This window comes from Escherichia sp. MOD1-EC7003 (assembly GCF_002965065.1).
Classification (GTDB): Bacteria; Pseudomonadota; Gammaproteobacteria; order Enterobacterales; family Enterobacteriaceae; genus Escherichia.
The window spans coordinates 20,385-46,868 of record NZ_PTRE01000048.1; the positions used below are offsets into that span (position 1 = coordinate 20,385).

The window sequence follows — 26,484 nt, forward strand, 5'->3', positions numbered from 1 at the left end:
ATTTTGATAGCGCTATCTTTGTGAGATTGATCTCAGATATGCCACCGTTGCTTGCTTAAAGTCTGCGCATTGACACGGAAAATGAGGAGGACAAGTGCTTAATACCTGGCTTTCTGATTCAACAATTGCATTGCGTAAGAGTGTCGATTCCTGGCAACAGGCATTGGATATTTGTGGCAGACCGCTACTGGACGCCGGACTAATTACAAAGGATTATCTTACTGCAATAAAAAAACAGCATGAAGAATTGGGACCCTATTATGTTCTGGCGCCAGGGTTGGCGATGCCTCATGCACGACCAGAAGAAGGGGCTAAAGGATTAGGGTTATCGTTATTAAAACTTGAAAAAGGCGTGGGTTTTAATGCGAAAGAGTTTGACCCAGTAGATATCATTATTTTGCTTGCCGCACCGGATAACCACAGCCATATAGAAATGATTTCAGTACTGGCAGAGTTATTCTCAAGCGAAAAAGATTTACGGGCATTACACCAGGCTAACACACTAGAGGAAATAAAAGAGATAATTTCACGATTCTGATTGCGTTACCTATTTAGTATTTTTACAACATAACATTACGCTATTGCGCAATGGGAACTTCTACAATTTAAAATGGTGAATACAATGAAAATCATGGCTATTTGCGGGTCAGGGCTTGGTAGTAGTTTTATGGTTGAAATGAATATTAAAAAGATCCTGAAAAAAATGGAGATAGATGCGGAAGTGGAACACTCCGATCTTTCATCCGCAACTCCAGGCGCAGCCGACTTGTTTGTGATGGCGAAAGATATTGCCGCCAGTGCCAGCGTGCCGGAAAGTCAACTGGTGGTTATCAACAACATCATTGATATTAATGAACTCGAAACGCAACTGCGCAACTGGTTCGCCAAACGATAATTCTAATTGAAGCGAGGTGGATATGTTTATCCTTGAAACGCTGAATTTTGTTGTTGATATCCTGAAAGTACCCTCGGTACTGGTTGGGTTGATTGCCTTAATTGGTCTGGTTGCCCAGAAAAAAGCTTTTTCTGATGTTGTTAAAGGCACAATCAAAACTATTCTCGGATTTATTGTGTTGGGCGGTGGCGCAACAGTCCTGGTGGGATCGTTAAATCCACTGGGTAGTATGTTTGAACATGCGTTTAATATTCAAGGCATCATTCCAAATAATGAGGCTATTGTTTCTATTGCGCTGGAGAAATATGGCGCATCGACGGCACTTATTATGGCATTTGGTATGGTGGCTAATATTATTGTTGCCCGCTTTACCCGCCTGAAATATATCTTCCTGACCGGGCACCACACCTTTTATATGGCCTGCATGATTGGTGTAATTCTTACGGTGGCGGGTTTTGAAGGGATTTCACTGGTCTTTACCGGGTCGCTGATTCTGGGGTTGGTGATGGCATTTTTCCCCGCGTTGGCCCAACGTTATATGAGGCGTATTACTGGTAACGATGAAATCGCTTTTGGGCACTTTGGTACTTTGGGGTATGTCCTTTCAGGCTGGATTGGTAGTGTGTGCGGTAAAGGTTCTCGCTCGACAGAAGAGATGAACTTACCGAAAAATCTGAGTTTTTTGCGCGACAGTTCTATCTCTATCTCCCTGACGATGATGGTCATTTATCTGATCATGGCAATCAGTGCCGGTCGTGAGTATGTCGAAAGCCAGTTCAGTGGCGGTCAGAACTACCTGGTCTACGCCATCATCATGGCCATTACCTTTGCCGCAGGGGTATTTATCATTCTGCAAGGTGTGCGTTTAATCCTCGCGGAAATTGTACCTGCATTTACGGGATTCTCTGAAAAATTGGTGCCTAACGCACGTCCGGCTCTCGATTGCCCGGTCGTGTATCCCTATGCGCCAAATGCGGTGCTGGTAGGGTTTCTGTTTAGCTTTCTTGGCGGTCTGGTAGGGTTATTTCTGTTGGGCCAGATGAATCTGGTGTTAATTCTCCCTGGCGTTGTGCCTCACTTCTTTACCGGAGCAACTGCGGGTGTGTTTGGTAATGCCACGGGAGGACGTCGCGGTGCAATGATCGGGGCGTTTGCGAATGGGTTATTGATTACGTTCCTGCCCGTGTTGTTACTGCCTGTTCTCGGGGCGATTGGATTTGCCAATACCACGTTTTCTGATGCGGATTTTGGCGCTATCGGGATCGTTCTCGGCAACCTTGCGCGATATCTCTCTCCTTTTGCGATTACGGGACTTGTGGTGGCGCTGTTTGCATTGCTGGTCGCCTGGAATATTTTTGCTAAAAACAAAGTTGCTACTCAGGCGCAAGAAACGAGTGGAGATAAATCATGAATGTCAGAGAAGTCACTCAATTTGCACGGGATATTCGCTCAGAAACACTTAAATCGCTGAATCATCTTGGCTTTGGCCATTATGGCGGCTGTATGTCGGTGGTTGAAACACTGGCGGTACTGTATGGCGTAGTGATGAAAATTGATCCTGCGGACCCTGACTGGTCTGAGCGCGACTACTTTGTGTTGTCGAAAGGACATGCAGGGCCGGCCCTTTATAGCACTCTGGCGCTGAAAGGTTATTTTCCTCTGGAAGAATTAAGTACCTTAAATCAGAACGGTACGCGCTTACCAAGTCATCCCGACAGACTAAAAACTCGCGGTGTTGATGTCACCACAGGATCGCTGGGGCAGGGGATATCTATTGCCGGTGGGATGGCGCTCTCCCATAAACTGGCGGGCCGCAGTAATCGGGTTTTTTGTATTGTCGGTGACGGAGAGCTTAACGAAGGCCAATGCTGGGAAGCCTTCCAGTTTATTGCTCACCATCGGCTGAATAATCTCACGGTTTTCATCGACTGGAATAAACAACAACTTGATGGCGAACTGGATAAGATTATCAATCCATTTGATTTAGAAGCGAAATTCCGTGCTTTTGGTTTTGATGTCATAACGGTAAAAGGCGATGACATTAATGAGTTAGTGCAGGTAGTGAAACCTGTCAGGCCGACAGATGCCAGACCACTTATTGTCGTCCTTGATACCATTAAAGGGCAGGGCGTGCCGTACCTTGAGCAACTTAGCAATTCTCATCACCTGCGTCTGACGCCAGAAATAAAGGAGACGCTAAACGAAACTATTCGTCAACTGGAGGCCATGCATGATTAAGCTCGCACCTGCAGGACAAAAAGACAGTATTGAAATGCGCAAAGTCTATGCCGGATTCATCGCGCAGCAGATTGAGGCTGGTGGTGCTGTCATTGCTCTTGAAGCAGATTTAATGAGCTCCATGGCAATGGATAGCGTGGCGCGGGATTATCCACAGCAGGTAATCAACTGCGGCATTATGGAAGCCAACGTTATTGGTACAGCAGCAGGTCTGGCGTTGACTGGTCGCAAGCCATTTGTGCATACCTTTACCGCATTTGCCAGCCGTCGCTGTTTTGATCAGTTATTTATGTCGCTTGATTACCAACGTGGCAATGTCAAAGTGATTGCTTCCGATGCAGGTGTTACTGCTTGTCACAACGGTGGAACACATATGTCGTTTGAAGACATGGGGATTGTACGTGGGCTGGCGCATTCGGTCGTGCTGGAAATGACCGATGCGGTGATGTTTAGTGATATTTTACGCCAACTTGTGGATCTTGATGGGTTTTACTGGGTTCGTACGATCCGTAAGCAAGCGACAAGTATCTATGCGCCAGGAACAACATTTTCTATTGGTAAAGGCAACGTCCTGCGTGAAGGCACTGATATTACGCTGATTGCTAATGGCATTATGGTAGCGGAGGCCCTGGAGGCCGCGCGTCAACTGGAACAGAGCGGTGTGAGTGCCGCAGTGATTGATATGTTTACCCTTAAACCTGTTGATCGCATGTTAATTAGAAATTATGCCGAGAAAACCGGGCGTATTGTGACCTGTGAAAACCATAGTATTCACAATGGTCTGGGGTCTGCAGTTGCGGAGGTTCTGGTCGAAAGCTGCCCAGTACCGATGCGTCGCGTGGGCGTGAAGGAACGCTATGGTCAGGTAGGAACTCAGGACTTTTTACAGAGAGAGTACGGATTAACCGCACATGATATTGTGGCGGCAGCCAGAGAGTTATTGTAATCAGTTCCCCTTGCCAGAGAGACTGGCAAGGGGATTTTCGACTTAATGGTAGCCCATCAACTGAGCACCAATCACCACCACGCTGGACATAATAAACAGCAGTCCAAGCAGTGTCGCGCCCACTTTCAGCCAGTTACGGAAGTCCACCCGGCAAACGCCGAGCGTCGCCATTAACGAAGCCGAGGTCGGGTAAATGATGTGACTGAAGCCATCACCAAACTGGAACGCCAGCACGGTAACCTGACGGTTAACACCGACCAGATCGCCAAGCGGTGCCAGTAACGGCATGGTTAACGCTGCCTGACCAGAACCGGACGTCACGAAGAAATTAAATACCGCCTGGAAGAGCAACATAAACCAGGCCGCGACCGCGTTATCCAGACCGCTAATGGCATTGGCAATGCTGTTGAGGATGGTATTTAACACGCTGGCATCACCCGCTTCACCATTACCGACCAGCAGCAAAATCCCTTTGGCGAAACCCACCAGCAGGGAAGGGGCGATCATCATTCGCGCCCCTTCGGTAAAGGATGAAGCCATGGTATTAACCGTCATGCCGTTAAGGCGGAAAACAACGCCGATGATGCCAATCACCAGACCCATTGTGAAGAACTGGCTGGCAATTTCTGGAATAAACCAGGCATTAACGATTACGCCCCAAATCACCCAGACCATTACGGCGGTCAGGACAATCAATACCAGCCAGTCACCAAAGGTAAATGGACGTTGTTCAACATCAGCCTGTTTTTCACGGAAAAAGCGGTCGGACTCATGCACGCGTGACAGGAGAGGATTCTTTTTCACTCGTGCGGCGTACACCATGGTAAAGATCAGGCCAATCAACGTAGCGATAACCCACACCACGATGCGCAAGCCGGAGCCGGAAAGTACCGGAACGCCGGCAATCCCCTGAGCAATGACCACACAAAACGGGTTCATCCACGAACTGGCAAAACCGATTTGTGTGGCGATATAGGTCACCAGGACGGTGGTAATACTGTCATAGCCCAGCCGGACCATGAGCGGTGCGATGATAATGGCAAAGGCGACGGCCTCTTCCCCCATCCCAAATACCGCGCCGCCAAGTGAAAACAGAATAAACAGCGCAGGAATAAAGAGAATTTCATTTCCGCGTGTATGGCGAATAAGTGCCAGGATGCCGTTATCAATAGTTCCTGTACGCATCACGATGCCAAACGCGCCGCCAATCACCAGCATAAACATGATGATGCCAACGGCTGTACCGTATTTCGATCCTGAGGTTAACCCTTCAAACGGGAAGTTCATTAAACCGGGACGTTCATCGCCCGTCGTGAACAGCTGTACGCGGTGATACTCAGGTTCGCCTGCCTCGTTAGTCAGAATGCGAAATGAGTGTGGATCTACGACTTTGCGTGTTTTTGTTTGACCATCAACCTGATACTGCACTTCCTGACTGTCAAACATCCCCACCGGAATTACCCAGGTGGCGAGACTGGTTAAAATAGCAACAAAAAAGATAATCACCAGCGTATCGGGCATTGCCCATCTTCTGGTTGGTTTGGATTCAGTGATTGCGGACATAGCGCAAATTTTCCCTTGCACAAAACAAAGTGGTAAGTATGCAAAGTGAGATTGCGTAATTCATTGATGCAGCGCAGCTTAGCAGGATAATCAGAATGTAGTAATGCAAATTAAGAGAATAAAAAACCGGAAATAGTGACTATTTCCGGTTCAGGTATCCGCAGCGCAAAGCTGCGGATGATGACGAGATTACTGCTGCTGTGCAGACTGAATCGCAGTCAGCGCGATGGTGTAGACGATGTCGTCAACCAGTGCGCCACGGGACAGGTCGTTAACCGGCTTGCGCATACCCTGCAGCATCGGCCCGATGGAGATCAGGTCGGCAGAACGCTGTACCGCTTTGTAGGTGGTGTTACCGGTGTTCAGATCCGGGAAGATGAACACGGTAGCGCGACCAGCAACCGGAGAGTTCGGCGCTTTGGATTTCGCAACGTCAGCCATTACCGCAGCGTCGTACTGCAGTGGACCGTCGATCATCAGGTCAGGACGTTTTTCCTGCGCCAGACGAGTTGCTTCGCGAACTTTTTCTACGTCGCTACCCGCACCAGAAGTCCCGGTGGAGTAGGAGAGCATAGCAACGCGCGGCTCGATACCGAAGGCCGCGGCAGAATCGGCAGACTGAATCGCAATTTCTGCCAGTTGTGCTGCGGTTGGGTCCGGGTTGATCGCACAGTCACCGTAAACGTAAACCTGTTCCGGCAGCAGCATGAAGAACACGGAAGATACCAGAGAGCTGCCCGGTGCGGTTTTGATCAGTTGCAGCGGTGGACGGATGGTGTTAGCGGTGGTGTGAACAGCACCGGAAACCAGACCATCAACTTCATCCTGTTCCAGCATCAGCGTACCGAGAACCACGTTGTCTTCCAGCTGTTCGCGGGCAACGGTTTCGGTCATGCCTTTGTTTTTACGCAGTTCGACCAGACGGCCAACATAGCTTTCGCGAACCACTTCTGGATCAACGATTTCGATGCCTGCCCCCAGTTCTACACCCTGAGACGCTGCAACGCGGTTGATCTCTGCCGGATTACCCAGCAGTACGCAAGTTGCGATACCACGTTCAGCACAGATGGCGGCTGCTTTAACTGTACGCGGTTCGTCGCCTTCCGGCAGAACGATACGTTTGCCCGCTTCGCGCGCCAGTTCAGTCAGCTGATAACGGAACGCTGGTGGAGACAGACGACGGCTGCGCTCGGAAGTGGCAGTCAGAGACTCGATCCAGTCAGCGTTGATGTAGTTAGCAACGTATTCCTGAACTTTCTCGATACGCTCGTGATCGTCAACCGGAACTTCCAGGTTGAAGCTCTGCAGGCTCAGAGAAGTCTGCCAGGTGTTGGTGTTCACCATAAATACCGGCAGGCCGGTAGCGAAAGCACGTTCGCACAGTTTGGAAATACGCGCGTCCATTTCGTAGCCGCCAGTCAGCAGCAGGGCACCGATTTCTACGCCGTTCATCGCAGCCAGGCAAGCGGCAACAAGTACGTCAGGGCGATCTGCGGACGTTACCAGCAGAGAACCGGCACGGAAGTGCTCCAGCATGTGCGGAATGCTGCGTGCGCAGAAAGTGACGGATTTAACGCGGCGAGTATTGATGTCGCCTTCGTTGATGATGGTCGCATTCAGGTGGCGAGCCATATCGATTGCACGAGTCGCGATCAGATCAAAGCTCCACGGCACAGCGCCGAGAACTGGCAGCGGGCTGGATTCTTGCAGCTTCGCCGGATCAACGTTGTTCACTTTAGCTTTGGAAGAGTCGTCGAAAATCTCGGACAGATCCGGGCGAGTGCGCCCCTGCTCATCAACCGGTGCGTTCAGTTTGTTAACGATAACGCCGGTGATGTTGGTGTTTTTGGTACCACCGAAGCTGTTGCGGGTCAGTTCGATACGCTCTTTCAGCTGTTCCGGGGTGTCTGTGCCCTGAGACATAACGAAGACGATTTCCGCATTCAGCGTTTTAGCGATTTCGTAGTTCAGAGACTGGGCAAACTGGTGCTTACGTGTCGGGACCAGACCCTCAACCAGAACGACTTCAGCGTCTTTGGTGTTAGCGTGGTAGTTCGCGACAATCTCTTCCATCAGCACATCTTTCTGATTGCTGGAAAGCAGACCTTCAACGTAGCTCATTTTCAGCGGTTCAGCGGCCGTCGTGGTGGAAGAGTTCGCACGCACGATAGTCGTGGTCTGATCGGGCGCATCGCCATCGGCACGCGGCTGAGCAATAGGTTTGAAAACGCTCAGACGAACGCCTTTGCGTTCCATTTCACGGATCACGCCAAGGCTGACGCTGGTCAGACCGACGCTGGTTCTGGTAGGGATCAGCATAATAATACGGGACACGGTTTATCCTCTTTCGTTACCGCCGATTTGGCGGGTTACAAAACAGCACCGCCAGCTAGGCTGGCGGTGTGAAATCAGGCAGTCAGGCGGCTCGCGTCTTGCGCGATAACCAGTTCTTCGTTGGTTGGGATAACCACCGCAGGACGGGTACCTTCTTTGTTGATGAAACCAGATTTTCCGAAACGTGCAGCCAGGTTGCGTTCATGATCAACTTCAAAGCCCAGCACACCCAGTTTGCCCAGAGACAGTTCACGAACCATCGCGGCATTTTCACCAATACCACCGGTGAATACAACAGCGTCCAGACGACCATCCATCAGCGCAGTGTAGGCACCGATGTATTTCGCCAGGCGGTGGCAATAAACGTCCATTGCGCGCTTCGCGTCTTCTTTCGTCGCGTAGTTGTCTTCAACATAGCGGCAGTCGCTGGTCACTTCGGTCAGACCCAGCAGGCCAGACTCTTTGGTCAGCAGTTTGTTGATAGCATCAACGCTCATGCCGAGGGTGTCGTGCAGGTGGAAAATGATCGCCGGATCGATGTCACCAGAACGGGTACCCATGACCAGACCTTCCAGCGGGGTCAGGCCCATAGAGGTGTCAACGCATTTACCGTTGCGGATAGCAGAAACAGAGCCACCGTTGCCCAGGTGGCAGGTGATGATGTTCAGTTCTTCTACCGGCTTGTTCAGCATTTTTGCCGCTTCCTGGGTTACATAGAAGTGGCTGGTGCCGTGCGCGCCGTAACGACGGATGCCGTGCTCTTTGTACAGGTTGTACGGCAGGGCGTAGAGGTAAGACTCTTCCGGCATAGTCTGGTGGAACGCGGTGTCAAATACTGCAACGTTTTTGTCTTTCAACTGTGGGAAAGATTTCAGTGCTTCTTCGATACCGATCAGGTGAGCCGGGTTGTGCAGCGGTGCAAAAGAAGCTGCATCTTTGATACCCTGAATAACAGACTCATCGATCACTACGGAGCTGGTATACTTTTCGCCGCCGTGTACGATACGGTGACCGATAGCAGTCAGCTGCGCAGACAGTTCTGGTTTTTGTGCCAGAATAGTATTAACGATAAAGTTGAGCGCTTCGCTGTGAGCGGCGCCTGCACCTAAAGCCGCTTCCTGTTTATTGCCGTCCATTTTCCATTTGATACGTGCTTCGGGCAGGTGGAAACATTCGGCTAAACCAGACAGGTACTCTTCACCATTTACTGCATCGATGATTGCAAATTTCAGTGAAGAACTACCGCAGTTCAGAACCAGTACTAACTTACTCGACATGGAAGTACCTATAATTGATACGTGGCTAAAAAAACGTCAGGGAGCCATAGAGCGTAGCGCATGATGACACCGACATTTATGATTAACATCATGCACTGCAAATTTTTTTTGCATGATGGAAAAAATATTTTGAGTCTATGCCATTTTGCGTAATTTTCAGCCAATGGCATAATGTATATGAATTTGACGACTCAATGAGTATGTACTACTTGGCCTTCAGGCTGCTAAAGGATACCTGATAGTGGGTATAGAAGACAAAATGTTTTGAACGTTGTCCCGCTGAGTTGTGAATTTGCACAAATTTTTGAAAAATTTATATGTGAAGTTGAGGTGAGGCATGTCAACGCCGGATAATCGTTCTGTTAATTTTTTTAGTTTGTTTCGCCGGGGACAGCATTACTCAAAGACGTGGCCGCTGGAAAAACGCCTTGCCCCGGTCTTTGTTGAAAATCGCGTTATCAAGATGACGCGCTATGCGATCCGTTTTATGCCGCCGATCGCCGTGTTTACTCTCTGCTGGCAGATTGCCCTGGGCGGCCAGCTTGGACCGGCAGTTGCCACTGCGCTGTTCGCCTTAAGTTTACCCATGCAGGGATTGTGGTGGCTGGGCAAGCGTTCAGTAACGCCATTACCCCCTGCAATCCTCAACTGGTTTTATGAAGTTCGCGGTAAATTGCAGGAGTCTGGACAGGTGTTGGCACCCGTCGAAGGCAAACCGGATTACCAGGCATTAGCTGACACGCTTAAGCGCGCCTTCAAACAACTGGATAAAACTTTCCTTGATGATTTGTAATTGACCCCTGATTACGCATATAAAAGAAGGCATAGATAAGCCTTCTCAGATTGTTGACAAAGTGCGCTCTGTTCATGCCGGATGCGGCGTGAACGCCTTATCCGGCCTACAAAAATATGCAGTTTCAATAGATTGCAGAGATTACGTAGGTCTGATGAGCGTAGCGCATCAGGCAATTTTGCGTTTGTCATCATTTTCAGAAGGCATAGATAAGCCTTCTTTTTTTTCACCGTAGTAGAGTGATACAGGAGCCCACAATGGAAATGACCAACGCGCAACGTCTTATTTTGTCTAACCAGTACAAAATGATGACGATGCTCGATCCGGCAAATGCTGAACGTTACCGCCGCCTGCAAACAATCATTGAGCGTGGTTATGGATTACAGATGCGTGAACTGGATCGCGAGTTTGGCGAGCTGAAAGAAGAAACCTGCCGCACCATCATCGACATTATGGAGATGTATCATGCGTTGCATGTTTCCTGGTCTAATTTGCAGGACCAGCAATCCATCGATGAACGTCGTGTCACCTTCCTCGGCTTTGACGTCGCCACTGAAGCGCGTTACCTCGGTTATGTCCGCTTTATGGTTAACGTAGAAGGGCGCTATACCCATTTTGACGCCGGAACACACGGTTTTAACGCCCAGACGCCAATGTGGGAAAAATATCAGCGCATGCTTAATGTGTGGCATGCCTGCCCGCGTCAGTACCATCTGAGCGCCAACGAAATTAATCAAATTATCAACGCCTGAGGAGGCCCGCGTGCGGTGCAAAGGTTTTCTGTTTGATCTTGATGGAACGCTGGTGGATTCCCTGCCTGCGGTAGAGCAGGCGTGGAGCAACTGGGCCAGACGTCATGGGTTAGCACCGGAAGAGGTTCTGGCTTTCATTCATGGTAAACAGGCGATTACCTCTCTGCGCCATTTTATGGTGGGCAAATCCGAGGCAGACATTGCCGCCGAGTTTACACGTCTGGAGCAAATCGAGGCCACGGAAACCGAAGGTATTACCGCGCTTCCGGGGGCAATTGCCTTACTCAATCATTTGAATAAAGCAGGTATTCCGTGGGCCATTGTGACTTCTGGCTCCATGCCGGTAGCGCGAGCGCGCCATAAAATAGCCGGACTTCCTGCGCCAGAGGTGTTTGTGACCGCTGAGCGGGTGAAGCGCGGAAAACCAGAGCCTGATGCGTATCTGTTAGGTGCGCAGCTGCTGGGGCTTGCGCCGCAGGAGTGTGTGGTGGTAGAAGATGCTCCTGCTGGCGTGCTTTCCGGCCTGGCCGCGGGTTGCCATGTAATTGCAGTTAACGCTCCGGCAGATACCCCGCGCCTGAATGAGGTCGATTTTGTCCTTCACAGTCTGGAGCAAATTACTGTGACCAAACAGCCAAATGGTGATGTTATTATTCAGTGAAACACCTGATCATGATTTAGCCCCATTTCGTTGGGGCTTTTTTATGGCAGAATCAAGCCATCCCCCCTCAATTAACAAGGATAAGTTGTGAACGGTGAATTGATTTGGGTTCTTTCATTACTGGCCGTTGCCATCGTCTTGTTTGCGACGGGCAGAGTGCGTATGGATGCGGTCGCTTTGTTTGTTATTGTCGCGTTTGCATTAAGCGGAACGCTGACGGTCTCCGAAGTATTTTCTGGCTTCTCCGATCCCAACGTAGTCCTGATTGCCGCCTTGTTTATTATTGGCGATGGCTTGGTCCGTACCGGTGTTGCTACCGTAATGGGAACATGGCTGGTCAAAGTGGCGGGCAACAGTGAAATCAAAATGTTGGTTTTGTTGATGCTGACCGTCGCGGGGCTTGGTGCGTTTATGAGTTCAACCGGCGTCGTCGCTATCTTTATTCCCGTGGTGTTAAGCGTTGCGATGCGCATGCAAACGTCGCCGTCCCGTCTGATGATGCCGTTAAGTTTTGCCGGGCTGATAAGCGGCATGATGACGCTGGTGGCGACGCCGCCAAACCTGGTGGTCAACAGTGAATTGCTGCGTGAAGGCTATCATGGTTTTAGTTTCTTTAGCGTAACGCCCATCGGCCTGGTCGTATTGATTCTGGGCATCTTATATATGCTAGTGATGCGTTTCATGCTGAAAGGGGATACCCAGACCCCGCAGCGCGAAGGCTGGAAGCGTCGTACGTTCCGTGATCTTATCCGTGAATATCGACTTACCGGCCGTGCGCGTCGTTTGGCTATTCGTCCCGGTTCGCCAATGATTGGCCAACGACTGGACGATCTCAAATTACGTGAACGTTATGGCGCTAACGTCATCGGTGTTGAACGCTGGCGGCGTTTTCGTCGCGTTATCGTGAACGTTAATGGGGTTTCTGAATTTCGCGCGCGTGACGTTTTGCTTATTGATATGTCTGCGGCTGATGTCGATCTCCGGCAATTTTGTAGTGAGCAATTGCTGGAGCCGATGGTACTGCGCGGCGAGTATTTTTCTGACCAGGCCCTTGATGTGGGCATGGCAGAGATTTCATTAATTCCTGAGTCAGAACTTATTGGTAAATCGGTGCGCGAAATTGGTTTTCGTACCCGCTACGGACTGAATGTGGTGGGGCTAAAGCGCAATGGCGTGGCGCTGGAAGGTTCGCTGGCGGATGAGCCTCTGCTGCTGGGCGATATCATCCTGGTTGTGGGTAACTGGAAACTGATCGGTATGCTGGCCAAACAGGGCCGCGACTTCGTAGCGCTGAACTTACCGGAAGAGGTGAGTGAAGCATCGCCCGCGCACAGCCAGGCACCCCATGCCATTTTCTGTCTGGTGCTAATGGTGGCGTTAATGCTGACTGATGAAATTCCTAATCCTGTTGCCGCTATCATCGCCTGCCTGTTGATGGGGAAATTCCGCTGTATCGATGCTGAAAGCGCCTATAAATCCATTCACTGGCCAAGCATTATTTTGATAGTCGGGATGATGCCGTTTGCTGTGGCATTACAGAAAACGGGCGGTGTCGCGCTGGCAGTGAAAGGGTTGATGGACATTGGCGGCGGCTACGGGCCACATATGATGCTGGGGTGTTTGTTTGTCTTATCGGCGGTTATTGGGCTATTTATCTCTAATACCGCGACGGCGGTGTTGATGGCTCCGATTGCGCTGGCTGCTGCCAAAACGATGGGGGTGTCGCCTTATCCATTTGCGATGGTCGTGGCGATGGCAGCATCTGCCGCCTTTATGACGCCCGTTTCTTCACCCGTTAACACACTGGTTTTAGGTCCGGGAAATTACAGCTTCAGTGATTTTGTGAAGCTTGGCGTTCCGTTCACCATTATCGTGATGGTGGTTTGCGTGGTGATGATCCCGATGCTGTTTCCGTTTTAATGAGATGTCGCATCCGGTGCGCAATGCCTGATGCGACGCAAACGCGTCTTATCCTGCCTACAAATCAAATCCAAATGTAGGCAGGATAAAGCGTTGACGCCGCATCTTACAGTGGCGAATCCTGGCTAATCTCATCGAGTGAAAGATGGAAGCTGGGAACAAATACTTCCATGAAGTAGTCCATCTCCAGACTGCGGCGCGCTTCAAGCGTTGCTTCCAGCCGCGTTTTTGCCAGCAAGAATTCATTATTCCCGGCCGCGAGCTCTTCCAGACATTTCAGATATGCACACAGTGCATCTGCCTGTTTCACCAGCGATTTTTCTTCATCGCTATACGCATGCTCATCAATCAACGGCGCGAAGATATCCTGCAACTCTTCCGGCACCATATCGACCAGTTTTTGCTGAGCGATTTTTTCAATAGCCTTGTATTCCTGAGCGATTTGCGAATTGAAGTATTTCACCGGAGTAGGGAGATCGCCTGTGAGCACTTCTGAGGCATCGTGGTACATCGCCAGCAAAGCGATGCGTTCGGCGTTGACATTACCGCCAAATTTACGATTTTTGATGGCTGCCAGCGCATGGGCGACCATCGCTACCTGCAAACTGTGTTCGGACACATTTTCCGTCCGCACGTTGCGCATTAGCGGCCAGCGGTTAATGAGTTTCAGGCGGGAGAGGTGGGCAAAAAAATGGCTCTGTTTCATAGTGACCTTACGTATGATGACATCATCAGGTCATTGTGGCGGGATAACACTGCCGGATGCAATCTCCGGCAGTGAAATTAAGATTACAGCTGATGATAACCAGAAAGGAAACGCGCGAACTTACTCAAAGACAGCTCGATATCATCGACACGCGGTAGCGTGACAATGCGGAAGTGATCCGGCCACGGCCAGTTGAATGCCGTCCCTTGCACCAGCAGGACTTTTTCCTGCAACAGGAAATCGAGCACCATTTTCTGATCGTCGTGAATGTTAAAGCGTTTGGCATCGATTTTCGGGAACATGTACAGCGCACCGCGCGGTTTCACGCAGGAAACGCCCGGGATATCGTTGATCAACTCCCACGCACGGTTACGCTGCTCGTAAAGACGCCCGCCTGGGGTAATAAATTCACTGATACTCTGATAACCGCCCAGCGCGGTCTGAATGGCGTGTTGCGCAGGAACGTTAGCACACAGGCGCATTGAAGCCAGCATTTCCAGACCTTCGATGTAGCCTTTGGCGTGTTTTTTCGGTCCGTTCAACACCATCCACCCCTGACGGAAGCCTGCAACGCGGTACGTTTTCGACAATCCGTTAAAGGTAATGGTCAGCAGATCAGGTGCCAGCGGCGCAATTGAGTGATGCTCGGCATCGTCGTAGAGAATCTTGTCATAAATTTCATCGGCAAAGATAATGAGATTATGCTGACGTGCAATCTCTACAATCTCCATTAAAAGCTCTTTGGAATATACCGCGCCGGTTGGATTGTTCGGGTTGATAATAACGATCCCACGCGTACGAGGCGTAATTTTAGCGCGAATATCATCGAGGTCCGGGAACCAGTCAGAGGATTCATCGCAAAGATAATGCACTGCTTTACCGCTGGAGAGCGAAACCGCTGCGGTCCATAGTGGGTAATCAGGTGCAGGAACCAACATTTCGTCCCCGCTGTTCAGCAATGCCTGCATTGCCTGAACGATAAGCTCCGATACACCATTGCCGATGTAAATATCTTCCACGGTAACATCACGCATGCCACGAGCCTGGTAGTGCTGCATGATGGCTTTACGCGCGGAGTAAAGACCTTTGGAATCGCAATAGCCTTGAGCGGTAGGCAGGTTGCGTATCACGTCAACGAGGATTTCATCTGGCGCGTCAAAACCGAACGGGGCAGGGTTGCCAATGTTCAGTTTCAGTACCTTGTTACCTTCTTCTTCCAGGCGTTTTGCTTCTTTCAGCACCGGACCACGGATGTCGTAACAGACATTCTCTAATTTGCTGGATTTTTCAATGGGTGACATGAATCTTGACCTTTTTGCTGTTATCGCCACTCCCTGCCGTGGAAGTCAGCTTAGAACAATGTACTCCCCCAGGACGGTGTTTTGAAGGTCTGCAGAATAAGATTTTGCCAGAGGAGAAGGCTTGATTGTGCTGTTTATGGCTTAATAATGGCAAAATAATGAGTGGTGTATGCTTAATAACTGGTAATAAATAGTGATTTGTTCTGGTTTTTAATTCTGATTTTGGTTTTTTTATCTGTGTGATAATTGTGTCAAAATGCCTCGTTTAAGAAATCTCTAATGAAAGGATGATGATATTTCCGCATTACGGAGAGTTTAACCGCGTGATGATTTCCGATGTGTCGCAATGGGGGCAAGGCGTGAAACTATTGTTAAGCGAAATTAATGAATGTGGGTGATGCTAATTAATTATTATTTAATATTCAAAAAGGTTTTGTTGTGCTTATTAATAATAGAAGATTACTTTGCCTAACATAACATAACTTTGCATCAGATAATTCGCAATGACCCTTATAAATAAAAGGTTTTTGGGGTAAAATGCTCACATAAATGACGGTTCCCTGCTCTTGATGCCGCTTCACCGTTGCTGTTTGTACGCGTTCGCGTATGACCAGCGATGTTGCACGAGAGTGGAACGAGGACTCACATTTACACAAACACGCGCATGTCATAAATAGAAAAGAGTGAGTAACTTAATAGATATGCGATTCCTGAAGATATATTCTGTGATCTACTTCAGGCATTATAACGGAACAATGTGAGTCACTTTTTTAGTGCAACTCATATGCATTTTTACTTTCGTCCGGGTTCCGGATGAAACTGCCAGGGAGGCACATTACAAATGGAATTGCTTGTTTGTGTGTGCACAGCATTAACCAGCTCAGTATGAGCCGCCAGTAAGTGATAATATATGATAAGTGCAAATCGTCCGATAATTAACCTCGACCTCGATCTGCTGAGAACATTTGTTGCTGTTGCCGATCTGAACACTTTTGCTGCCGCAGCTGCCGCTGTGTGTCGTACTCAGTCTGCTGTAAGTCAGCAAATGCAGCGTCTGGAACAACTCGTTGGGAAAGAACTGTTCGCTCGTCACGGTCGCAACAAACTGTTAACTGAACATGGCATTCAACTTCTTGGTTACGCCAGGAAAATTCTGCGTTTTAATGATGAGGCCTGCTCATCATTAATGTTCAGTAATCTTCAGGGTGTGTTAACTATCGGTGCTTCAGATGAATCTGCCGATACGATCTTACCTTTCCTGCTAAATCGCGTGAGTTCGGTTTATCCGAAACTAGCGTTGGATGTCCACGTTAAACGTAATGCCTACATGGTAGAAATGCTGGAATCCCAGGAAGTGGATTTGATGGTAACCACCCATCGTCCTTCTGCCTTTAAGGCATTGAACCTGCGTACCTCGCCAACACACTGGTACTGCGCCGCGGAATACGTATTGCAAAAAGGCGAGCCGATCCCTCTTGTATTGCTGGATAATCCCAGTCCGTTTCGCGATATGGTGCTGGCGACGCTTAATAAAGCAGATATTCCCTGGCGACTGGCTTATGTTGCCTCAACGCTTCCGGCCGTTCGTGCGGCAGTGAAAGCGGGTCTTGGTGTGACGGCAAGGCCGGTCGAGATGATGAGTCCGGACCTGCGTGTGCTGAGTGGAGTAGATGGCTTACCGCCTCTTCCCGATACCGAGTATCTGCTGTGCTACGACCCGTCCAGCAATAATGAGCTGGCCCAGGTGATTTATCAGGCGATGGAGAGCTACCATAATCCGTGGCAATACAGTCCAATGTCTGCTCCGGAAGGAGATGACTCAGTGTTAATTGAAAGGGATATTGAGTAATCGACGGACGAGAGATAATTCCTGAGACAATAGTGTAAAAACGAGCCGCTGGGGGTAGTTAAAACCCCAGCGGCTGTTTTTTGGTAAAAAACCTTCCTCGCGTAGTGCAGAACGCACAAAACTGTTCATTTTTCAATCACCAGAAATTCACGCCCCGTACGCACAAATAATCGCCTGAAAAAAAACACGTGTTACATCCATGTTAAAAAATACGTAAATCTGTTGCTGCATTTTTGTTATAAAATGACAAAAGCGTGTCACAGATCAAGAAAATACTCTCTTTGGGGGGAGGCATTGACACAAATTCCTGTCAAAATAGACCCGTATTTTTTTCCATTGCTTCACAACGGACACGATTCAACAACATCTAATTATCCTGGAGTCGTCAAAGATCTGGGGTGAAAGAGCATTAAATGCTAATGGTGTTGATATTATGTAAACCAATGTGAAGAAACTTTTGTTAAGGTTGACAAAAGGTTATAGAAAGGAGTAAAAAACCACATCAATTAGCTGTATAGAAGAGTTTCTACAGTGATTGTAAGGTTTTTTTTATTCCTCCCCATGAATCGATGTGGCGTCCATCTGCCGTGAAGAGCAGGGAATCTGGCGCTACTTTTGATGAGTAAGCAATGAGTATGTCAACATCCACTGAAGTCATCGCTCATCACTGGGCATTCGCTATCTTTCTTATCGTTGCCATTGGCCTGTGTTGCCTGATGCTGGTAGGCGGTTGGTTTTTAGGCGGTCGCGCACGCGCGAGGTCAAAAAACGTACCGTTTGAATCAGGTATCGACTCGGTCGGCTCCGCCCGCTTACGCCTGTCCGCCAAGTTTTATCTGGTGGCCATGTTCTTCGTTATCTTCGACGTTGAAGCGCTGTATCTGTTCGCATGGTCAACCTCTATCCGCGAAAGCGGCTGGGTAGGCTTTGTGGAAGCTGCAATTTTTATTTTTGTGTTACTGGCAGGTCTGGTTTATCTGGTGCGAATTGGCGCGCTGGACTGGACGCCCGCGCGTTCACGCCGCGAGCGTATGAACCCGGAAACGAACAGTATCGCTAATCGTCAACGCTAACCGCGAGGCATTAAGATGGATTATACGCTCACCCGCATAGATCCCAACGGTGAGAACGACCGTTACCCCCTGCAAAAGCAGGAGATCGTAACCGACCCTCTGGAGCAAGAAGTTAACAAAAACGTGTTTATGGGCAAGCTCAATGACATGGTTAACTGGGGTCGTAAAAACTCAATTTGGCCGTATAACTTCGGTCTTTCCTGCTGTTACGTTGAGATGGTGACTTCGTTTACCGCGGTGCATGACGTGGCGCGTTTTGGCGCAGAAGTATTGCGTGCTTCGCCGCGTCAGGCTGACCTGATGGTGGTGGCAGGAACCTGCTTTACCAAAATGGCACCGGTTATTCAGCGTCTCTATGACCAGATGCTGGAGCCAAAATGGGTTATCTCAATGGGTGCCTGTGCCAACTCCGGCGGTATGTACGATATTTATTCCGTTGTGCAGGGCGTCGATAAATTCATTCCGGTTGATGTTTACATTCCGGGTTGCCCGCCGCGTCCTGAAGCGTATATGCAGGCACTGATGCTGTTGCAGGAATCTATCGGCAAAGAACGTCGTCCGCTCTCCTGGGTGGTTGGCGATCAGGGCGTTTATCGCGCCAATATGCAATCAGAGCGCGAACGCAAGCGCGGTGAGCGCATTGCCGTAACCAACCTGCGTACACCTGACGAGATTTAATTTGCGCCTGTCGGCAAAGGGATTTTTCTTCGCTTATTCCTAAATCTATTTCGCGAAGTTTACTGCGCCGACAGTCACCACGGACCATTTGCAATGGTGAACAATATGACCGACTTAACCGCGCAAGAACCCGCCTGGCAGACCCGCGATCATCTTGATGATCCGGTGATTGGCGAACTGCGCAACCGTTTTGGGCCGGATGCCTTTACTGTTCAGGCGACTCGCACCGGGGTTCCCGTTGTGTGGATCAAGCGTGAACAATTACTGGAAGTTGGCGATTTCTTAAAGAAACTGCCGAAACCTTACGTCATGCTGTTTGACTTACACGGCATGGACGAACGTCTGCGCACACACCGCGAAGGGTTACCTGCCGCGGATTTTTCCGTTTTCTATCATCTGATCTCTATCGATCGTAACCGCGACATCATGCTGAAGGTGGCGCTGGCAGAAAACGACCTGCACGTACCGACCTTTACCAAACTGTTCCCTAACGCTAACTGGTATGAGCGTGAAACCTGGGATCTGTTTGGCATCACTTTCGACGGTCACCCTAATTTGCGCCGCATCATGATGCCGCAAACCTGGAAAGGTCACCCGCTGCGTAAAGATTACCCGGCGCGCGCCACCGAATTCTCGCCGTTTGAGCTGACTAAAGCCAAACAGGATCTGGAGATGGAAGCCCTGACCTTCAAACCGGAAGAGTGGGGGATGAAGCGCGGCACCGAAAACGAGGACTTCATGTTCCTCAACCTCGGTCCGAACCACCCGTCGGCGCACGGTGCTTTCCGTATCGTTTTGCAGCTCGATGGCGAAGAGATTGTCGACTGCGTACCAGACATCGGCTACCACCACCGCGGTGCAGAGAAAATGGGCGAGCGCCAGTCCTGGCATAGCTACATTCCGTATACCGACCGTATCGAATATCTCGGCGGCTGTGTCAACGAAATGCCGTACGTACTGGCGGTAGAGAAACTGGCTGGGATCACCGTGCCGGATCGCGTTAACGTTATTCGCGTAATGCTCTCCGAACTGTTCCGCATCAACAGCCACCTGCTGTATATCTCGACCTTTATTCAGGACGTCGGCGCGATGACGCCAGTGTTCTTCGCCTTTACCGACAGGCAGAAAATTTACGATCTGGTGGAAGCAATCACTGGTTTTCGTATGCACCCGGCGTGGTTCCGTATTGGCGGCGTAGCGCACGACCTGCCGCGTGGCTGGGATCGCCTGCTGCGTGAGTTCCTCGACTGGATGCCGAAACGTCTGGCGTCTTACGAGAAAGCGGCGCTGCAAAACACCATTCTGAAAGGTCGTTCCCAGGGCGTTGCCGCCTATGGCGCGAAAGAGGCGCTGGAGTGGGGCACCACCGGCGCAGGCCTGCGTGCCACCGGGATCGACTTCGACGTGCGTAAGGCGCGTCCTTATTCTGGCTATGAAAACTTCGACTTTGAAATCCCGGTGGGCGGTGGTGTTTCTGACTGCTACACCCGCGTGATGCTGAAAGTGGAAGAGCTGCGCCAGAGCCTGCGTATTCTTGAGCAGTGCCTCAACAACATGCCGGAAGGCCCGTTCAAAGCGGATCATCCGCTGACCACGCCGCCGCCGAAAGAGCGCACGCTGCAACATATCGAAACCCTGATCACCCACTTCCTGCAAGTGTCGTGGGGGCCGGTGATGCCTGCCAATGAATCTTTCCAGATGATTGAGGCGACCAAAGGGATCAACAGTTACTACCTGACCAGCGACGGCAGCACCATGAGTTATCGCACCCGTATCCGCACGCCGAGTTATGCGCATTTGCAGCAAATTCCGGCGGCGATCCGCGGTAGCCTGGTGTCTGACTTGATTGTTTATCTGGGCAGTATCGATTTTGTTATGTCAGATGTGGACCGCTAATTATGCACGAGAATCAACAACCACAAACCGAGGCTTTTGAGCTGAGTGCGGCAGAGCGTGAAGCGATTGAGCACGAGATGCACCACTACGAAGACCCGCGTGCGGCGTCCATTGAAGCGCTGAAAATCGTTCAGAAGCAGCGTGGCTGGGTGCCGGATGGCGCGATCCACGCGATCGCCGACGTGCTGGGTATTCCGGCGAGCGATGTCGAAGGTGTGGCAACGTTCTACAGCCAGATCTTCCGCCAGCCGGCAGGCCGTCATGTGATCCGTTATTGCGACAGCGTGGTCTGTCACATCAACGGTTACCAGGGCATTCAGGCGGCGCTGGAGAAAAAGCTGAACATCAAACCAGGGCAAACGACATTTGATGGCCGCTTTACGCTGCTGCCAACTTGCTGCCTGGGGAACTGTGATAAAGGGCCAAACATGATGATCGATGAGGATACTCACGCGCATCTGACCCCGGAAGCGATCCCTGAATTGCTGGAGCGGTATAAATGAAAAACATTATCCGTACTCCCGAAACGCATCCGCTGACCTGGCGTCTGCGTGATGACAAACAGCCAGTGTGGCTGGACGAATATCGCAGCAAAAACGGTTACGAAGGCGCGCGTAAGGCGCTGACCGGGCTTTCTCCGGACGAAATCGTCAATCAGGTCAAAGACGCTGGTCTGAAAGGGCGCGGCGGCGCGGGCTTTTCGACTGGCCTGAAGTGGAGCCTGATGCCGAAAGACGAATCCATGAACATCCGTTACCTGCTGTGTAACGCTGATGAAATGGAGCCAGGCACCTATAAAGACCGCCTGCTGATGGAGCAGCTGCCGCACCTGTTGGTGGAAGGTATGCTCATCTCCGCGTTTGCGCTGAAAGCTTACCGTGGCTACATCTTCCTGCGTGGCGAATATATCGAGGCGGCAGTGAATCTGCGCCGTGCCATTGCCGAAGCGACCGAGGCGGGTCTGCTTGGCAAAAATATTATGGGAACAGGTTTTGATTTTGAACTGTTTGTCCATACCGGGGCAGGGCGCTACATCTGCGGCGAAGAAACAGCGTTAATCAACTCCCTGGAAGGGCGTCGTGCTAACCCACGCTCGAAACCCCCTTTCCCGGCAACCTCCGGCGTATGGGGCAAACCGACCTGTGTCAACAACGTCGAAACCCTGTGTAACGTTCCGGCGATCCTTGCTAACGGCGTGGAGTGGTATCAGAGCATCTCGAAAAGTAAAGATGCTGGCACCAAGCTGATGGGCTTCTCCGGTCGGGTGAAAAATCCGGGCCTGTGGGAACTGCCGTTCGGCACCACTGCACGCGAGATCCTCGAAGATTACGCTGGTGGTATGCGTGACGGTCTGAAATTCAAAGCCTGGCAGCCAGGCGGTGCGGGCACTGACTTCCTGACCGAAGCGCACCTTGACCTGCCGATGGAATTCGAAAGTATCGGTAAAGCGGGCAGCCGTCTGGGGACGGCGCTGGCGATGGCGGTTGACCATGAGATCAACATGGTGTCGCTGGTGCGTAACCTGGAAGAGTTTTTCGCCCGTGAGTCCTGCGGCTGGTGTACGCCGTGTCGCGATGGTCTGCCGTGGAGCGTGAAAATTCTACGTGCGCTGGAGCGTGGCGAAGGTCAGCCGGGAGATATCGAAACACTTGAGCAACTGTGTCGATTCTTAGGACCGGGGAAAACGTTCTGTGCCCACGCACCTGGTGCAGTGGAGCCGTTACAGAGCGCCATCAAATATTTCCGCGAAGAATTTGAGGCGGGAATCAAACAGCCGTTCAGCAATACCCATTTGATTAATGGGATTCAGCCGAACCTGCTGAAAGAGCGCTGGTAACCGAATTTTGATTAACGCTCGGTCTCTGACCGAGAAAACTGGAAGCATGCTAATGGCTACAATTCATGTAGACGGCAAAGAATACGAGGTCAACGGAGCGGACAACCTGCTGGAAGCTTGTCTGTCTCTGGGCCTTGATATTCCTTACTTTTGCTGGCATCCGGCGTTGGGAAGCGTCGGTGCTTGCCGCCAGTGTGCGGTGAAGCAATACCAAAACGCGGAAGACACGCGTGGTCGCCTGGTGATGTCCTGTATGACACCGGCTTCCGATGGCACCTTTATTTCCATTGACGACGAAGAAGCGAAACAGTTCCGCGAAAGCGTGGTGGAGTGGTTGATGACCAACCACCCGCACGATTGCCCGGTGTGTGAAGAAGGTGGTAACTGCCATCTTCAGGATATGACCGTGATGACCGGACACAGCTTCCGTCGCTACCGTTTCACCAAGCGTACCCACCGTAATCAGGAGCTGGGGCCGTTCATCTCGCATGAAATGAACCGCTGCATCGCCTGCTACCGCTGCGTGCGTTATTACAAAGATTATGCCGACGGTCAGGATCTGGGCGTGTATGGCGCGCACGACAACGTGTACTTCGGTCGTCCGCAAGACGGCACCCTGGAAAGCGAATTCTCCGGCAACCTGGTGGAAATCTGCCCGACCGGCGTATTTACCGATAAAACGCACTCCGAGCGTTACAACCGTAAATGGGATATGCAGTTTGCACCGAGCATCTGCCAGCAATGTTCCATCGGTTGTAACATCAGCCCCGGCGAGCGTTATGGTGAACTGCGTCGTATCGAAAACCGTTACAACGGTACGGTAAACCACTATTTCCTCTGCGACCGTGGTCGTTTCGGTTACGGTTACGTCAACCTGAAAGACCGTCCGCGTCAGCCGGTACAGCGTCGTGGCGATGATTTCATTACTCTTAACGCCGAACAGGCAATGCAGGGCGCGGCAGATATTCTGCGTCAGTCGAAGAAAGTCATCGGCATCGGTTCTCCGCGCGCCAGCGTGGAAAGCAACTTTGCGCTACGTGAGCTGGTGGGCGAAGACAACTTCTATACCGGTATCGCTCACGGTGAGCAGGAGCGTCTGCAACTGGCGCTGAAAGTACTGCGTGAAGGCGGCATTTATACTCCGGCTCTGCGCGAAATCGAATCTTACGATGCGGTACTGGTGCTGGGCGAAGACGTTACCCAGACCGGCGCACGTATCGCGCTGGCGGTGCGTCAGGCGGTGAAAGGTAAAGCACGCGAAATGGCGGCAGCACAGAAAGTGGCTGACTGGCAGATTGCGGCAATTCTCAACATCGGCCAACGTGCGAAGCATCCGCTGTTTGTTACCAATGTTGATGACACCCGTCTGGATGATATCGCGGCGTGGACTTACCGCGCACCGGTTGAAGATCAGGCGCGTTTAGGTTTTGCCATTGCTCATGCGCTGGATAACTCCGCGCCAGCGGTTGACGGTATCGAGCCTGAGCTACAAAGCAAAATCGATGTCATTGTGCAGGCACTGGCTGGTGCGAAGAAACCGTTGATTATCTCCGGGACGAACGCCGGTAGCTTAGAGGTGATTCAGGCTGCGGCTAACGTGGCGAAAGCCCTGAAAGGTCGCGGCGCTGACGTAGGTATCACCATGATTGCCCGTTCTGTCAACAGCATGGGGCTGGGCATTATGGGGGGGGGATCGCTTGAAGAAGCGTTGACCGAACTGGAAACCGGACGCGCCGACGCGGTGGTGGTGCTGGAAAACGATCTGCATCGTCACGCTTCTGCTACCCGCGTGAATGCTGCGCTGGCTAAAGCGCCGCTGGTGATGGTGGTTGACCATCAACGCACGGCGATAATGGAAAACGCTCATCTGGTGCTTTCTGCTGCCAGCTTTGCTGAAAGCGACGGTACGGTCATTAATAATGAAGGCCGCGCCCAACGTTTCTTCCAGGTTTACGATCCGGCTTATTACGACAGCAAAACTGTCATGCTGGAAAGCTGGCGCTGGCTGCACTCGCTGCACAGTACCCTGCTGAGTCGTGAAGTGGACTGGACGCAGCTCGACCACGTGATTGACGCCGTTGTGGCGAAAATTCCGGAACTGGCGGGTATCAAAGATGCCGCGCCGGATGCGACCTTCCGCATTCGTGGCCAGAAGTTGGCCCGTGAACCGCACCGTTACAGCGGTCGTACCGCCATGCGCGCTAATATCAGCGTTCATGAGCCGCGTCAGCCGCAGGATATTGACACTATGTTCACCTTCTCGATGGAAGGTAACAACCAGCCGACCGCGCACCGTTCGCAAGTGCCGTTTGCCTGGGCGCCGGGCTGGAACTCCCCGCAGGCGTGGAACAAATTCCAGGACGAAGTGGGCGGCAAACTGCGCTTTGGCGATCCGGGCGTGCGTTTGTTTGAAACCAGCGAAAATGGTCTGGATTACTTCACCAGCGTACCGGCACGCTTCCAGCCGCAGGACGGGAAATGGCGTATCGCGCCGTACTACCACCTGTTTGGCAGTGATGAATTGTCACAGCGTGCTCCGGTCTTCCAGAGCCGTATGCCGCAGCCGTACATCAAACTCAACCCGGCAGATGCCGCGAAGTTGGGGGTGAATGCGGGTACACGCGTCTCCTTTAGTTACGATGGCAACACGGTCACGCTGCCGGTTGAAATCGCCGAAGGGCTGACGGCAGGGCAGGTGGGCTTGCCGATGGGGATGTCCGGCATTGCTCCGGTGCTGGCGGGCGCGCATCTTGAGGATCTCAAGGAGGCACAACAATGAGTTGGTTATCACCGGAACTGATAGAGATCCTGCTGACCATCCTCAAAGCGGTAGTGATCCTGCTGGTGGTTGTCACCTGTGGGGCATTCATGAGCTTTGGCGAACGTCGCCTGCTGGGTCTGTTCCAGAACCGTTACGGACCTAACCGTGTTGGCTGGGGCGGTTCGCTCCAGCTGGTTGCGGACATGATCAAAATGTTCTTTAAAGAAGACTGGATCCCGAAATTCTCGGATCGCGTCATCTTTACCCTGGCACCGATGATTGCCTTTACCTCGCTGCTGCTGGCTTTTGCGATTGTGCCAGTCAGTCCCGGTTGGGTGGTTGCTGACCTGAACATCGGGATTTTGTTCTTCCTGATGATGGCCGGTCTGGCGGTTTACGCGGTGCTGTTTGCGGGCTGGTCAAGTAACAACAAATACTCGCTGCTGGGTGCGATGCGTGCTTCTGCGCAGACCCTGAGCTACGAAGTGTTCCTCGGGCTTTCCCTGATGGGCGTGGTGGCGCAGGCTGGTTCATTCAACATGACCGATATCGTTAATAGCCAGGCGCATGTGTGGAACGTCATCCCGCAATTCTTTGGTTTTATTACCTTTGCCATCGCGGGCGTGGCGGTGTGTCACCGTCACCCGTTTGACCAGCCGGAAGCCGAGCAGGAACTGGCCGATGGTTACCACATTGAATATTCCGGTATGAAGTTCGGTCTGTTCTTCGTGGGTGAGTACATCGGGATTGTGACCATCTCCGCACTGATGGTGACGCTGTTCTTCGGTGGCTGGCAAGGCCCGTTGTTACCGCCATTCATCTGGTTCGCGCTGAAAACCGCGTTCTTTATGATGATGTTCATTTTGATTCGTGCGTCGTTACCACGTCCGCGCTATGACCAGGTAATGTCCTTCGGCTGGAAAATCTGCCTGCCGCTGACGCTCGTCAACTTGCTGGTAACGGCGGCTGTCATTCTCTGGCAGGCGCAATAAGGGGCACTAAGA

22 protein-coding genes are annotated in these 26,484 nt (G+C 51.2%); 17 read left to right on the forward strand and 5 right to left on the reverse strand.

The genetic code is table 11. From position 1 onward, the window contains the following. Nucleotides 1–94: 94 nt before the first annotated feature. The 5 genes from A7090_RS08910 (at nt 95) to A7090_RS08930 (ending at nt 4,079) form a co-directional block, all read left to right on the forward strand. On the forward strand, nt 95–538 hold the full coding sequence (locus A7090_RS08910; protein ID WP_105273746.1) for a PTS sugar transporter subunit IIA: 444 nt from the start codon (nt 95–97) through the stop codon (nt 536–538). Between the two features lie 84 nt (nt 539–622). Continuing rightward, nucleotides 623–895, forward strand: coding sequence for a PTS sugar transporter subunit IIB (locus A7090_RS08915; protein WP_105273747.1), 273 nt, complete (start codon nt 623–625; stop codon nt 893–895). A 22-nt stretch (nt 896–917) separates the two neighbouring features. After that, on the forward strand, nt 918–2,306 hold the full coding sequence (locus A7090_RS08920) for a PTS ascorbate transporter subunit IIC (protein ID WP_105273748.1): 1,389 nt from the start codon (nt 918–920) through the stop codon (nt 2,304–2,306). After that, nucleotides 2,303–3,133 (forward strand): transketolase, encoded by an 831-nt coding sequence (locus tag A7090_RS08925; RefSeq protein ID WP_105273749.1) that lies wholly within the window; start codon nt 2,303–2,305, stop codon nt 3,131–3,133. The genes A7090_RS08920 and A7090_RS08925 overlap by 4 nt, the downstream gene beginning before the upstream one ends. Next, nucleotides 3,126–4,079, forward strand: a complete 954-nt coding sequence (locus A7090_RS08930; RefSeq protein ID WP_105273750.1) for a transketolase family protein — start codon at nt 3,126–3,128, stop codon at nt 4,077–4,079. The genes A7090_RS08925 and A7090_RS08930 overlap by 8 nt, the downstream gene beginning before the upstream one ends. Nucleotides 4,080–4,121: 42 nt before the next feature. Here A7090_RS08930 and yfcC read toward each other — a convergent pair whose 3' ends face one another. The 3 genes from yfcC to ackA all read right to left on the reverse strand — a co-directional run bounded on the left by yfcC (nt 4,122) and on the right by ackA (nt 9,253). Then, entirely contained in the window at nt 4,122–5,642 is a 1,521-nt protein-coding gene (yfcC, locus tag A7090_RS08935; RefSeq protein WP_105273751.1) for a putative basic amino acid antiporter YfcC, read from the reverse strand. A gap of 189 nt (nt 5,643–5,831) precedes the next feature. Then, the gene (gene pta, locus A7090_RS08940) at nt 5,832–7,976 is read right to left on the reverse strand and encodes a phosphate acetyltransferase (RefSeq protein ID WP_105273752.1); all 2,145 of its coding nucleotides are present in this window, start codon (nt 7,974–7,976) and stop codon (nt 5,832–5,834) included. A gap of 74 nt (nt 7,977–8,050) precedes the next feature. Further along, complete coding sequence (gene ackA / locus A7090_RS08945) at nt 8,051–9,253, reverse strand: acetate kinase (protein WP_000095707.1); 1,203 nt, start codon at nt 9,251–9,253, stop codon at nt 8,051–8,053. Between the two features lie 337 nt (nt 9,254–9,590). Here ackA and yfbV point away from each other — a divergent pair, with 337 nt between their 5' ends. The 4 genes from yfbV to A7090_RS08965 all read left to right on the forward strand — a co-directional run bounded on the left by yfbV (nt 9,591) and on the right by A7090_RS08965 (nt 13,379). Further along, nucleotides 9,591–10,046, forward strand: coding sequence for a terminus macrodomain insulation protein YfbV (gene yfbV, locus A7090_RS08950; protein WP_000106627.1), 456 nt, complete (start codon nt 9,591–9,593; stop codon nt 10,044–10,046). A gap of 257 nt (nt 10,047–10,303) precedes the next feature. Beyond that, on the forward strand, nt 10,304–10,798 hold the full coding sequence (locus A7090_RS08955; RefSeq protein WP_105273753.1) for a YfbU family protein: 495 nt from the start codon (nt 10,304–10,306) through the stop codon (nt 10,796–10,798). Nucleotides 10,799–10,808: 10 nt separating this feature from the next. Beyond that, nucleotides 10,809–11,459 (forward strand): hexitol phosphatase HxpA, encoded by a 651-nt coding sequence (gene hxpA, locus A7090_RS08960; RefSeq protein WP_105273754.1) that lies wholly within the window; start codon nt 10,809–10,811, stop codon nt 11,457–11,459. Nucleotides 11,460–11,546: 87 nt separating this feature from the next. Continuing rightward, on the forward strand, nt 11,547–13,379 hold the full coding sequence (locus A7090_RS08965) for an SLC13 family permease (protein ID WP_105273755.1): 1,833 nt from the start codon (nt 11,547–11,549) through the stop codon (nt 13,377–13,379). A gap of 106 nt (nt 13,380–13,485) precedes the next feature. Here the strand turns inward: A7090_RS08965 and yfbR are convergent, their stop codons facing one another. Both yfbR and alaA read right to left on the reverse strand, forming a co-directional pair. After that, nucleotides 13,486–14,085, reverse strand: a complete 600-nt coding sequence (gene yfbR, locus A7090_RS08970; protein ID WP_105273756.1) for a 5'-deoxynucleotidase — start codon at nt 14,083–14,085, stop codon at nt 13,486–13,488. Between the two features lie 83 nt (nt 14,086–14,168). Then, entirely contained in the window at nt 14,169–15,386 is a 1,218-nt protein-coding gene (alaA, locus tag A7090_RS08975; RefSeq protein ID WP_000074527.1) for an alanine transaminase AlaA, read from the reverse strand. Between the two features lie 910 nt (nt 15,387–16,296). Here alaA and lrhA point away from each other — a divergent pair. The 8 genes from lrhA (at nt 16,297) to nuoH (ending at nt 26,472) form a co-directional block, all read left to right on the forward strand. Continuing rightward, entirely contained in the window at nt 16,297–17,235 is a 939-nt protein-coding gene (gene lrhA / locus A7090_RS08985) for a transcriptional regulator LrhA (RefSeq protein WP_105273758.1), read from the forward strand. Between the two features lie 629 nt (nt 17,236–17,864). After that, a complete protein-coding gene (gene nuoA / locus A7090_RS08990; RefSeq protein WP_000062997.1) occupies nt 17,865–18,308 on the forward strand; it encodes an NADH-quinone oxidoreductase subunit NuoA in 444 nt (147 codons plus the stop codon). 15 nt (nt 18,309–18,323) lie between these two features. After that, nucleotides 18,324–18,986, forward strand: a complete 663-nt coding sequence (gene nuoB, locus A7090_RS08995; RefSeq protein ID WP_000386733.1) for an NADH-quinone oxidoreductase subunit NuoB — start codon at nt 18,324–18,326, stop codon at nt 18,984–18,986. Nucleotides 18,987–19,079: 93 nt separating this feature from the next. Further along, nucleotides 19,080–20,882: an NADH-quinone oxidoreductase subunit C/D gene (gene nuoC, locus A7090_RS09000; RefSeq protein ID WP_000247878.1), complete on the forward strand. Its 1,803-nt coding sequence runs from the start codon at nt 19,080–19,082 to the stop codon at nt 20,880–20,882. 2 nt (nt 20,883–20,884) lie between these two features. After that, the gene (nuoE, locus tag A7090_RS09005) at nt 20,885–21,385 is read left to right on the forward strand and encodes an NADH-quinone oxidoreductase subunit NuoE (protein ID WP_105273759.1); all 501 of its coding nucleotides are present in this window, start codon (nt 20,885–20,887) and stop codon (nt 21,383–21,385) included. Then, nucleotides 21,382–22,719: an NADH-quinone oxidoreductase subunit NuoF gene (nuoF, locus tag A7090_RS09010; protein ID WP_105273760.1), complete on the forward strand. Its 1,338-nt coding sequence runs from the start codon at nt 21,382–21,384 to the stop codon at nt 22,717–22,719. Before nuoE ends, nuoF begins: the two co-directional genes overlap by 4 nt. Nucleotides 22,720–22,771: 52 nt before the next feature. Beyond that, the gene (nuoG, locus tag A7090_RS09015; RefSeq protein ID WP_105273761.1) at nt 22,772–25,498 is read left to right on the forward strand and encodes an NADH-quinone oxidoreductase subunit NuoG; all 2,727 of its coding nucleotides are present in this window, start codon (nt 22,772–22,774) and stop codon (nt 25,496–25,498) included. Next, entirely contained in the window at nt 25,495–26,472 is a 978-nt protein-coding gene (gene nuoH, locus A7090_RS09020; RefSeq protein WP_105273762.1) for an NADH-quinone oxidoreductase subunit NuoH, read from the forward strand. The genes nuoG and nuoH overlap by 4 nt, the downstream gene beginning before the upstream one ends. The last annotated feature ends 12 nt before the right edge of the window (nt 26,473–26,484 follow it).